Source organism: Paraburkholderia sp. BL18I3N2 (assembly GCF_003001875.1).
In the GTDB taxonomy this organism is placed as follows: domain Bacteria; phylum Pseudomonadota; class Gammaproteobacteria; order Burkholderiales; family Burkholderiaceae; genus Paraburkholderia; species Paraburkholderia phytofirmans.
The window spans coordinates 1-11,694 of sequence record NZ_PVNC01000016.1 but is presented as its reverse complement, the minus strand read 5'-3'; the positions used below and the strand labels follow the sequence as shown (position 1 = coordinate 11,694).

General features: G+C 61.0%; 10 protein-coding genes. 8 read left to right on the top strand and 2 right to left on the bottom strand.

Annotation, left to right across the window (positions count from 1 at the left end; all coding sequences use genetic code 11):
• The first annotated feature begins 29 nt into the window (after positions 1 to 29).
• From B0G75_RS29920 to B0G75_RS29895, 6 genes are all read left to right on the top strand, one after another.
• The gene (locus tag B0G75_RS29920) at positions 30 to 404 is read left to right on the top strand and encodes a DUF485 domain-containing protein (RefSeq protein WP_106313653.1); all 375 of its coding nucleotides are present in this window, start codon (positions 30 to 32) and stop codon (positions 402 to 404) included.
• Positions 397 to 1,983: a cation acetate symporter gene (locus B0G75_RS29915; protein WP_106313652.1), complete on the top strand. Its 1,587-nt coding sequence runs from the start codon at positions 397 to 399 to the stop codon at positions 1,981 to 1,983. Before B0G75_RS29920 ends, B0G75_RS29915 begins: the two co-directional genes overlap by 8 nt.
• An 81-nt stretch (positions 1,984 to 2,064) precedes the next feature.
• The gene (locus B0G75_RS29910) at positions 2,065 to 2,622 is read left to right on the top strand and encodes a DUF302 domain-containing protein (protein WP_258194773.1); all 558 of its coding nucleotides are present in this window, start codon (positions 2,065 to 2,067) and stop codon (positions 2,620 to 2,622) included.
• 50 nt (positions 2,623 to 2,672) lie between these two features.
• A complete protein-coding gene (locus B0G75_RS29905) occupies positions 2,673 to 3,710 on the top strand; it encodes an NADP-dependent oxidoreductase (protein ID WP_106313650.1) in 1,038 nt (345 codons plus the stop codon).
• 165 nt (positions 3,711 to 3,875) lie between these two features.
• Positions 3,876 to 4,832, top strand: a complete 957-nt coding sequence (gene gcvA / locus B0G75_RS29900; protein ID WP_106313649.1) for a transcriptional regulator GcvA — start codon at positions 3,876 to 3,878, stop codon at positions 4,830 to 4,832.
• Positions 4,833 to 4,991: 159 nt separating this feature from the next.
• Positions 4,992 to 6,017, top strand: a complete 1,026-nt coding sequence (locus B0G75_RS29895) for an NADP-dependent oxidoreductase (RefSeq protein WP_106313648.1) — start codon at positions 4,992 to 4,994, stop codon at positions 6,015 to 6,017.
• Positions 6,018 to 6,414: 397 nt separating this feature from the next.
• On the opposite strand, the gene B0G75_RS29890 is transcribed toward B0G75_RS29895, so the two are convergent.
• Positions 6,415 to 7,620 (bottom strand): amidohydrolase family protein, encoded by a 1,206-nt coding sequence (locus B0G75_RS29890; protein WP_106313647.1) that lies wholly within the window; start codon positions 7,618 to 7,620, stop codon positions 6,415 to 6,417.
• Positions 7,621 to 8,121: 501 nt separating this feature from the next.
• Here B0G75_RS29890 and B0G75_RS29880 point away from each other — a divergent pair.
• Positions 8,122 to 8,826 carry a PIG-L deacetylase family protein gene (locus tag B0G75_RS29880; protein ID WP_106313646.1) on the top strand — a complete coding sequence of 235 codons (705 nt, stop codon included), beginning with the start codon at positions 8,122 to 8,124 and terminating at the stop codon, positions 8,824 to 8,826.
• A 59-nt stretch (positions 8,827 to 8,885) separates the two neighbouring features.
• Entirely contained in the window at positions 8,886 to 9,830 is a 945-nt protein-coding gene (locus B0G75_RS29875; RefSeq protein WP_106313645.1) for a glycosyltransferase family 2 protein, read from the top strand.
• Positions 9,831 to 9,876: 46 nt separating this feature from the next.
• Here the strand turns inward: B0G75_RS29875 and B0G75_RS29870 are convergent.
• The coding region (locus B0G75_RS29870; protein ID WP_106313644.1) for an ATP-binding cassette domain-containing protein at positions 9,877 to 11,694 on the bottom strand (1,818 nt) is incomplete at its 5' end.

Below are 11,694 nucleotides of genomic sequence, written 5' to 3'. Positions count from 1 at the left end.
CATGAACACCATAACGGAGGAGACCCGACATGCAATCGATGGAATCAATCAACGCGGAGTTCGAAAGGCAAAACGTGACGAAAGTCAGATCGGCCGGCTTGTCCCTCGACGAGAAAACGCGAGCGCTCGCGAAGTTCCGGAACCGCTTCGTATGGTCATTGCTTTACACCTCACTGGGAATCTATTTCGGCCTGTTGATCGCAGTACTGGAGTTTCCTGGCGCGATGTCCCTATCCGTCTACGGCGAACTCAACCTTGGCCTGCTCGCGGTAGTCGTTCAGTTCGCGCTCACGATCGCTACCTTCTGGGGCTACTGCGCATGGGCCGAGCGAGTCTACGACCCGAAAGCGGCAGAACTGCTTCACAGCGCGTTTGCACAATCGAACGGTGATCGCCATGAATAATCTGATCAGTCACGGCGGGCTTCGAATCATCGCCTTCGTGGGATTTATCGGACTCAGCCTCATTCTGACCGGATGGAGCGCTCGCCGATCGCGCGGAACCTCCGGATTTTTCGTGGCCGGACGCAATCTGTCGCCGTTTCAGAACGGCCTCGCGCTGGCGGGAGACTTTATGTCCGCCGGCTCGTTTCTCGGTGTGACCGGACTTGTTTCCCTGTTCGGATTCGACGGCATCGTGTATCAGGTCGGCTTTATCGCCGGATGGATCATGATCATGCTGATCGTCGCCGAGCCGGTCAGAAACTGCGGCAAATACACCCTCTCCGATGTGGTCGCACTGCGTTTGCGCAGCCGCGGCGTTCGAGCAGCCACATCCGTTTCTTCGCTGATCATTTCGTTAGCCTATCTGCTCGCGCAACTCGTTGGCGGCGGCGCACTGGCCAGTCTGCTATTGCCGATCGGCAGCAACGCCGCGATCGTGCTGATCGGCATACTCATGATCGCGTATGTGCTGTTCGGCGGAATGGTGGCCGCGACTTACGTGCAAATCGTCAAGGCCGTCCTCGTCTGGACTGCCGGCGCGGTGCTCGTGCTGCTCGCTCTCGCGCATTTTTCCTTCGACGTGGGTGCGCTATTCAATAAGGCACGACTCTCGTCACTGCATCCGGCGCAGTACTTCGTGCCGGGCGGCTACTTCAAGGATCCGCTGGATACGCTGTCGCTCACGCTCGCCCTGGCGTTGGGCACAGCAGGACTGCCGCACGTCATGACCCGGTTTTACACGGTGCCGTCCGCCGTCGCGGCGAGAAAGTCCGCGAAAATCGGCCTGATTGTGATGACGTCTTTTGCGGTAATGATGATCGTGCTCGGATTTTCCGCCACTGCAATCGTGGGACCTGCGGCGATTCTCGCCACACATAGTTCAGGAAACAGCGCCATCACCCTGCTCGCCACGACACTTGGCGGCGGTGCGGGTTCTGCGGGCGGCGAACTTCTGCTCGCCTGCGTTTCGGCAATTGCCTTCGCGACGATTCTTGCGGTCGTCTCGGGCATCATGATTTCCTCGGCCTCGACCATCTCTCACGACATCTTCGGCCAGCTCTTCTCGGCGTCTCGCGACAAGGAGCGCAGGCAGGTCGTGATTGCGAAGATCGCCACGATAGTTTTCGGTATCGCCGCGATGGGAATGGCGCTGCTCGTCAAGACGTTCAATGTCGCGTTTCTCGTGGGGCTCGCGTTCGCAATCGCGGCCAGCGCCAACCTGCCCGTCATTCTCTTCTCGATGTACTGGCGGCGTTTTACGGATCGCGGCGCGGTAGCCGCGGTGCTCGCCGGCACCCTTTCCTCGATCGGGCTCGTGCTGCTGGGGCCGGCCGTCATCGGCGCGAAAGGCATTATCTTCAAGGACGCCACCCCGCCTTTCTGGCTCTCGAATCCCGGTCTGTTCAGCATCCCCGTGGGCTTTATCGCGGGCTGGATCGGATCGGTCACGACACGCCTGAACGCCGCCGACGCTTCCTTTGATGCCCAGCAACTTCGAATGCTAAGCGGGCTTGGAGCAGAAGCCGCTTCGGAACACTGACGCGAGAGAGCGCACTCTATCTACCCATCCAACAAGGAGACAACAGTGATTAACTTACGTACTGCCGCTTCACGAGTTGCATTGTCTACGGCCGCGATTGCTGCGATCAGCATGAACGTGTTCTGCGCGCAAGCGATCGCGGCGACCGTCGAGGTATCGGAAACAAAGACGATTATCGATCACGTGACCGTCTCTTCCAGCAAACCCTACGCTGCCGTCAAACAGGACCTGGAGAGCCGTCTCGGCCGACTCGACGATCATATCCGCACGCTGCTGAAGCAGGACAAGGTCGACGAATTGCGTGCCGCCCTTCAGAAAGCCGCCGGCAACGACGGTCTTGTGATTCATTACATCGGGCTGCACGGAGATTGGCTCGTGCTGAAAGGACAGCGCAGGAACGGCACCGAGTATTTCACCGGCAACGTTCTCACCGCGACAGAAATGACCAGCGTCAATATGGCGGCGGGACTGTACGCGCCTTTGCGTATCATGGTCTACGAAAACGCACAGGGTGGCACGACGATCGAGTACGATAAGCCGTCGACCCAACTCAGCCAGTTCCACAGCGCCCAGATCGACATTCAGGGCCGCTCGCTCGACGACCGGCTGGCGAAACTATGTGCTTCGGTACTGCAATAGCAACGTACGGGATCTGACAGGTCAATGTCCTGACGAAGTGGATATCCACCATGAAAATAGACACTTTCAAGCAGATCGTTCTTGCCTCCCGTCCTGAAGGAAGGCCAACCGTCGGCAATTTCCGGCTTGAGCAAGCCACGCTGCCGGACACGCCGCAAAATGGACTGCTGCTTCGTGTTTTGTACCTGTCGCTCGACCCGTACATGCGGGGCCGCATGGATGCGCGCAAATCGTACGCGCCCTCGGTCGAAATCGATCACAAGATGGTCGGTGAAGCCGTGGCCGAGGTCATCGAGTCCAAACATCCGGACTATCGCACGGGTGAACTCGTACTCGCACCAACCGGGTGGTGCGACTATGCGGTGATCGACGGTACTGCATTGCGCAAGGTCGACCCCGAGCTCTCGTCACCGTCGGCCCGGCTCGGCGTGCTCGGCATGCCGGGTTTCACCGCTTATGCCGGCCTCATGTTGATCGGCAAGCCCAAACCCGGCGATACGGTCGTGGTTGCGGCGGCTAGCGGTCCGGTCGGCTCGCTCGTCGGACAGCTCGCGCGAATAGCCGGAGCACGGGCAGTCGGCATCGCGGGTGGTTCGGAGAAGTGCCGCTACGTGCTGGACGAACTCGGTTTCGACGCCGCGATCGACCATCGCGCGCCCGACATGGCCGAACAGCTGGCTGCGGCTTGTCCGGATGGGATCGATGTGTACTTCGAGAACGTCGGCGGCAAGATATGGCAAGCGGTGCTGCCTCCGCTCAACCGCTTTGCGCGTGTGCCGGTCTGCGGCCTCATTGCGCAATACAGCGGCGATCAGGAAAACGTCAACGGCCAGTTGGCAACCACGATGCGCCAGATACTCACCAAAAGCCTTCTGGTGCGAGGCTTCATCAACTACGAGTTCGCCGACGAACACTATCCCGAGTTTCTGCGAATTGTGTCCAGCGGTATTGCGGAAGGATGGATTCGCTACAAGGAAGATATCGTCGATGGCCTGGAGAAAGCCCCGGAGGTGTTTCTCGGCATGCTGGAAGGGCGCAACTTTGGCAAGGTGGTGGTGCGGGTTGCGGACCCGGTCAGGGTCGACTGATCGAAGTGCTTGCAAACTCGAGGGGTAGAGGCCGGCGCCTGGCCTAACCCAGGCCTGGCCGCGAAAGCGAACGCGCTCCCCGCGCGTTCCACAATATGCTAACTTAGCACGGCCGGGCGCCAACCGCGTCGAACCACTGCTCCAAGGCTGTAGTTTTTCCACTGTATGCCGTCCCCAACCAAGATGTCACGCCTTCCCCCTCTCAACGCGCTCCGGGCATTCGAAGCCGCCGCTCGTCATCTCAACTTCCGTGTCGCCGCAGAGGAAATAGGAGTCACTCAAGGTGCGGTTGCTCAACAGGTGCGCAACCTCGAAGATGTTATTGGACATCAGCTGTTCGATCGCCTACCGCGCGGGCTCGCGCTAACTACCAATGGCTCGATTTACTTTTCGTCAGTGCAGCGCGCGCTGACGATCATCGCGAACGCAACGGAAGCGCTCGCGCACCGGGCATCGAGTTTGACGGTCAGCACGACGCCTTCATTTGCATCGAAATGGCTTATCCCACGGCTGGCAACGTTTACGGATGCGTATCCATCCATTGAAGTGCGCGTGATCGCGGATCAACAACTCTCGACTTTCAAAGGCGATGGTGTCGATATCGCGATCCGCCACGGCAAGCCGCCTTTCGGTAAAGGACTAGCTGCCGATCCACTCTTTCCAGTCGACATCTATGCCGTCTGCAGCCCTTCATTGGCCGACGCGAGACGACCACTGAGGAAGCCGTCCGATCTGAAACATCACGTTTTGCTGCATGATTCGCATGACCTGTGGCCCGAATTTCTCGAAGCGCTGAACGAGGGAGGACATGTCGATGCGAGTAAGGGTCCTCGATTCAGCCAGTCCGCCCTTGCTATCGATGCCGCGATATCGGGCCAAGGCGTCGCTCTGACCAGCGAACAACTCGTGGAACGGGATCTCGCCGCCGGCCGCCTGCGCCGCCTCTTCGATTTTGCGCTGCATCTCTCGCTCGGCTATTACGTCGTCTATCCCGAGAACCAGCGTGATTCGGAGACTGTTCGGGCAATGCGAGACTGGCTGATCACGCAGGCTCAATATGAACTAAAAGCAGCGACAACCGCAAAGCGGTCGCGACGAGGCAGTAGAAAAACTACTGCCTAGCCGGACAAATTATGATTCGACGGCGGCTGTCCATAAAATTAAAATATCGGTGCACTAATGTCTCGCCTCGTTGACCCGGTCATACCCAAATCGCAACGGCTTCGCGCGACTCAAGTGAATCGTTCCCACGGCATCGCAATTCGCACCGAAAATCCATCCATGAACGCACCCTATTCGAATCGCCAATGGTTCTACGTAAAACGTCCCACGAGTCGCGTTGGATCGGAACACTACGAGCTTCGTGAAAGCGAAATCTCGGGACAGTTGGCGGAGAACGAAGTCATCGTCCGCGCGCGGTATATCAGCGTGGACCCGTACATTCGCATCCAGCAGCACGAGCGCAATACGTATGACGTGCCTCATCCCCTCGGCATCGTGCAACGCTCCGGTGTCGTGGGCGAAGTGGTCGAGTCGGCCAGCCCGCTGTTCGCCAAAGGCGACTGGGTGTCGGCTTATTCGGGTTGGCAGTTATATGCGCGGTGCCATCAGAGCGAACTTACCAAACTCGATCCGGCAAGCGCGCCGGTTTCCACGGCACTCGGTGTGCTCGGCATGCCGGGGCGTATCGCCTGGTTTGGCCTCGTGGAAGCCGGCCGGCCGCGCCCCGGCGATACCCTGGTTGTTTCGGGCGCGGCCGGGGCCGTCGGCTCGCTGGTCGCGCAATTCGGGAAAAAGGCGGGCTGCAAGGTCGTGGGCATTGCCGGTGGTCCAGACAAGTGCCGATTCCTGCTCGACGAACTGAAGCTGGATCGCGCGGTCGATTATCGGAAACACAAGACGCACGAAGACTTGACGAGCGCACTGCTCGAAGCTACCGGAGGGGTGGACGTTTATTTCGACAACGTCGGCGGCCCGATCACTGATGCCGTGATTCCGCTTATCAAGCGCCGAGCCCGCATCGTCATTTGCGGAGCGATTAGTCAATACGACGGTGGTTTGGACACGCCGGACGTGGGCCCACGATTTTTACAGCACATGCTCTTTCAGCGCGCCACCATCCAGGGCGTGCTGGCCAGAGACTACACCAATCGTATGGACGAAATGGTGGCGCAAGTGGCGCCTTGGGTTAAGAGCGGTGAGATCGTATTCAAGGAGACTTTCGTCGATGGATTCGAACAACTGCCTGCTGCGCTCAACAGCCTGTTCGAAGGCGGCAACATCGGCAAATTGCTCGTGCGGGTTTGAAAAGAATTCGTTTCGCGCCCGCAGAAAGGTCAAGACCCGCGAGTAACCATCAGTCGGAAACAGTTGGATCAGCGAGTTCAATTGCTGGCCCAAGAACCGCAGGCGGCCGGATCGGCATGTGTCCTTAAGCAATTCGAGCAAGGTCGACAGTAATCTTACCTGCGGTGGTGGCGAAGTTGGCGCCCCGCGTAAACGGATAGGAAAAGACCTATCAGCAACGCCGCTACGGCCAATGACTCATCTTGCCGTCCCAAGGGTACAGGTAGCTCCGCACAATAACGCTGCGCTGCAAATCGACAGTGATCACACAGCCGTTTCTGATCAGTACATCGACCCGTTCCCGATTGTCCATACGCGAATTCCCCTCCCTGCAAATTGTCCTTCTGAAGCCGTCACGTTACGCCGCCGCGACCAGTTCCCCATTGCGCGCGACGATGCGCCCGTTAGCCACCACCAGCTTGCGGCTGGGCCGGGCGACCACCGCTTGCGCGATGGTTTCCGCATCGACCAGCACGAGGTCCGCCCTCGCGCCGGCATGCAGCCCGTAGTCGCGGAAGCCGCAGCCGCGCGCCGCCGCTGCACTGACGCAGTCGAAAGCAATGGCCAGTTCGTTGTCACGGCGCATGTCGTAGCGCAGGCCGATCAACATCGCGCGTTCGAGCATGTCGGGCGAGCCATACGGCGTCCAGGTATCGCGAATGCCGTCGTTGCCGCCAAAGATAGTGATGCCTTTTTCCCGGCAGATCTTCAGTGGCGGAACCGGACGAGACGGCGGCGCCGAGGTCAGGAGCGCCACATTCAGACGCGCAATCCGTTCGAGCAGCACGTTGCGTTCGCGCTCCGGCAATGCGCCCAGACAGAACCCGTGGCTGACCACGACCTGCCCTTGCATGCCCAGCGCCTCGACACGATCGAGCAGCAGTTTGAGGCTGAACGCGCCGACCTCGCCGGGCTCGTGCAGATGGATATCGATCGGCTTGCGATAGCGCTCGGCGAGCGCGAACGTCAGGTTCAGCGACGCGACCGGATCGCCGTCGATCAACGCCGGATCGAGCGCGCCGAGCACGTCCGCGCCGTCGGCGAGCGCGCGGTCCAACAGTTCATCCGTTCCCGGACGGCCCAAAACGCCCGATTGCGGAAACGCCACGATCTGTATGTCGAGCATGTCGCGCATCGTCCGCCGGGTCTGCAGTACGCCTTCGAGGTAGCGCAAACCCGCGTCGTTATCGACGTCCACATGCGTACGCAGGCGCGTGGTGCCCGCCTGCACGAAGGCACGCGCAAGCGCGAGCGACTGCGCACCCGCATCGTGACCCGATTCCTTGCGCCAGCGCCGCTCATTGCTGATCCGGTCGAGCAACGTCGCGCCGACCTCGTTGCGATACCACGGCCTGCCCCAGTTGGTTTTGTCGATATGCGTATGCCCTTCGACGAAGCCGGGCAGCAGTAACGCGCCGCCGCCGTCTTCCACAGCGGCGCCCGGCTGCGGCGCGACGTCCGGACCGAGAGCGGCGATGCGGCCGTCGGCGATCGACACAGCCACCGTCTGGCCGTCGGCCAGCCGCACATTGGAAATGACGAGAGAAGAGTGAGAAGAAGTCATGTCGATTTGATGGAAGTAGCCATACGGGCCCGCACTGCGCGCTGCACGGCACTGATCGCAATGAAAACCACGGCGTTTGCGAATAGCGCCACGCGTCCGCGGTTAATGGACGTCAACGTGGCCGGTGCGCCGGGGACAGGGACGCAGGGGTCACGCCCCGCCAGCTTACGAGCGCTAGCACGATCGCGCCAGCGACAATCCCTCCGAATGCGGCCTCGCGCGAAATCTGCGGCATGGCAGCGCTTGGCGCGCCGTTGCGGCTTGAATTGGTCAGCATTAGACCAGATCCGCAATTATCTTTTTGCCCGCCACGTCGAGCGACGGCACATGCGTTGCTGTGCTATCCAGGTTAGCGCTCGCGGCACAGGCCGCTTTCCCATGCGCCGTCAGCGGCGGTGGCGCGGGAGCGAGTCGATCGCCGCCGCGCCATCTTTTTTGCATCGGAAGAAAACGCGTAACCACCTCCGCTTCGCAAATCTACGCACCCAACGAGAAATGCTTATGAATCTTGCAGACCGACTGCTCGTTATTTCCCCTCATCTCGACGACGCGGTGCTGAGTTGCGGCCTCATGCTGGCCGCGCATTCCAGTGCATTCGTCAGTACTGTTTTCACTGCCGCGCCTGCACGCAACATAAGAACGGACTGGGACCGCGACTCGGGTTTCGCCGGCGCGTTCGAGGCAATGCACGCACGCAAACGGGAGGATAGACGCGCGCTGACAATACTCGGTGCTTCGCCTCTGCATTTGCCCTTTTGCGACGCGCAATACCAATCGTCGCCTTCACACGAAACCGTGGTGACAGCATTGAAAGAAACCATGCGGGAAGTTAGACCCGCAGTGCTGCTTATTCCCCTCGGTCTCTTTCATTCGGATCATACGATCGTCGCAGATGCTTCCCTCGCGTCGGTCGAATCGTTCGACGAGCCCGCCGTATTCGCTTACGAAGACGTGCCCTACCGCAAGATTCCGTGCGTGCTTCAGGCCCGCTTGAGTGTGTTGCTCGAACGCGGCATAACGGCCAGCCCCGTCGAGTTCACGAGCCTCGAAACGGACGCACGTCACCGTGAACTGAAGCAGGGCGCGCTCGCCGAATACGAAAGCCAGTTGCGCGCATTCGGTCCCGCTGGGCGCGCAGGCCTCGAATCGCCGGAACGATACTGGCGTCTCGGCAAGCGGAACAACGGTGTTGGCAAGCTTCCATAAGTGAAAGGCACGGGCTTTGCTCGAAACGTGAGTCGCCACGTTTGAAGAACCACATTCGCATGGAAAACAAATCGCTTGCCCGGCGCATCTCCGTCGTCGTACTCACGCATAACCGCGCAGACGAACTGGTTGCAACCCTCGAACGTCTGCTGGCCCTTCCTGAACATCCACCCATTTTTGTCGCCGATAATGCTTCGAGCGACAACACCGTGGCGCTCGTCAAGACGCTGTTCCCCACGGTCTGCCTGATCGAGTGCGGCGCCAACCTGGGTGCCGCCGGACGCAACCTGGCGGCCGCGTGTGTCGGCACCGACTACATCGCCTTCTGCGACGACGACACCTGGTGGGAGCCAGGCTCGCTCGACCGCGCGGTGCAATTGCTCGATGCGTGGCCCGATGTGGGTGTATTGAGCGCACGCGTCGTCGTCGGAGACGAGAAAAGCACCGACCCCACTTGCGCGGTGATGCGCGCGAGCCCGCTTGGCCGCGAAGGCTTGCCCGGTCCCGCCCTGATCGGCTACATGGCGGGTGCGTGCGTATTTCGCGCGTCGCTGTATCGCAAAGTGGGCGGTTATGAGCCGCGGCTTTTTATCGGCGGCGAAGAAGAACTCGTCGCGCTCGACGTGCTCGCAGCGAACCAGTCGATCGTCTATTGCGAGCAGCTGACCGTGCATCATCGTCCGTCGCCGTCACGCGATAGCGGCCTGCGACGCCGCATGCTCGCGCGCAACGCTGCGTGGGTCGCATGGCTGCGCCTGCCGTGGACGCAAGCTTGCCGCGGGACGCTGCGCGCGCTCGGCGTGCTTGCACGAGAAGGCCGCTTCGTTCGCGATGGCATCGGTCTGCTGCGCGGGCTCACGTGGGTCCTGCCGCGCCGCCGCGTCGTGCCGGATGCGGTCTTGCGGCTACGCGAGCGGGTCTTTGCGGGCGAGCGAGCGCTTGCCGTTGCGTCGGCAACGAGCGACGCGAAACCAGCGGCAACAGATAACGAGGCGCGTATCTGATTCGCGCATGCCACAAGTCACCTGCGATGCCGTGCCGCGCGCAGCGCTATTCGGCCGAGCCTTCCGGCAGCCTGTTTCCAGTAAGACGCGCGATTTCCGCAACCAGCCTTTCTGGCGGAACCGGCTTCGTCAAATGTGATTGAAAGCCGGCTTGCTGTGCGCGCACGCGGTCGTCGGCTTGTGCGTAGCCGGTCAGCGCAATCGCCGGCATCGCCGTGGTGGCCGCTGCCGAACGTTGACTCTCGACCGTTCGTATTCGCCGCAGCACTTCGTAGCCGTCTTCGCCGGCAAGCACGATGTCGCACAGCAGCAGTTGCGGCCATTCCTGCGTTGGCGTGTCGCTTAACCACGCGACTGCCTGTGCGCCCGACGAAGCAGTCCGCACGCGCGCACCGTTCGCGCTCAGTACCGCCTCCAATGCATCGCGCGCTTCTTCCTGGTCGTCGATAGCCATGACGAGCAGGTCGTGCAGCGGTGCCGCGCCATTTTCTGCCAACGACTGCACAGCACGCGGCAGAGTACCGGCCACGGGTTGAAGCGGCAACATCGCCACATATGTGAGCCGCCCGTGCAGCGGCATCAACGTAAAGCCGCCGCCCGCGCTCGCAAGCGTGGCCTCCATGCGCTGCGCCGCTGCCTCAGTGAGTTCGGCAGGCTTGTCGGCGGCCCCTTCGACGCTGAGCCAGACTTCGTTGTTGTGACGTTCGGCCCGTAGCGCAATGCGCGCGGCGGGCAACGCCCGTGCGATTTCGGCGCGGCACAGTTCCACGATCACCGGCTGCAGGACACCGAGGTCGCCGGTCACACGCAGATCGTTGCCACCCAGGTCGGTAATTACATTGACGCGCCGCGCGGCGATCTCATCATGCAATCCGTCGATCACGCCGGCCGCCAACGTGGCGAGGCTCACCGACTGTGCGCTCATCTTTCGCTGCGCGTGTTCCAGTTCACCCTGCTGCCATTGCAACGACCACATTTTCGCGTACACGCCATCGCGCGCAAGCAGTTCGCGATGCGTGCCCTGCTCGACCAAACGGCCATGTTCCATGACCAGAATCCAGTCGGCGTCGACCACGGTGGAAAGCCGATGCGCAATCACGATCGACGTGCGGCCTCGCGCGAGACGCGTCAACTCCGTCTGGATCGCGCGCTCCGAACGCGTGTCGAGCGCCGAGGTCGCCTCGTCGAACACGATGATGCGCGGGTCCCTCAGAATGGCGCGAGCAATCGCGATGCGCTGGCGCTCGCCGCCTGACAGGCGTACGCCCCGTTCGCCGACGCGCGTGTCGTAATGATCCGGCAGCCGCTCGATAAATTCGTCCAGTTGTGCGGCGCGCGCCGCATGCACTACATCGGCGCGCGTGGCGTTCGGCCGCCCGTACGCGATGTTGTAGGCAATCGTCTCATTGAACAGAACCGTATCTTGCGGCACGATACCAATCGCTTCGCGCAGGCTTTGCTGCGTTACTTTCGCAATGTCCTGACCGTCGATGCGAATCGCACCGTGTTCCGGTCGATACAGCCGGAACAGCAGCTTCACGATGGTCGACTTGCCCGATCCGCTGCCACCCACCACCGCAAGCGTTTTGCCGGCATACGCACGAAAATCGACGTCGCGCAATATAGGCCGCGCCGGTTCGTAGGCGAAATCCACGTGCTCGAATTCGATCTTCCCGGCGCTGACGATCAGCGGCCTTGCCGACGGTTCGTCGATATCTTCGCCAGCCTGGCCGCGTGTGCCGAGAATCGCGAACATGCGCTCTACGTTGACCATCGCGTCGTTGGTCTCGCGAAACACGAACCCGAGCGTATTTAAAGGCATGCAGATCTGGATCAGGTATGCGTTGACCAGAATCAGATCGCC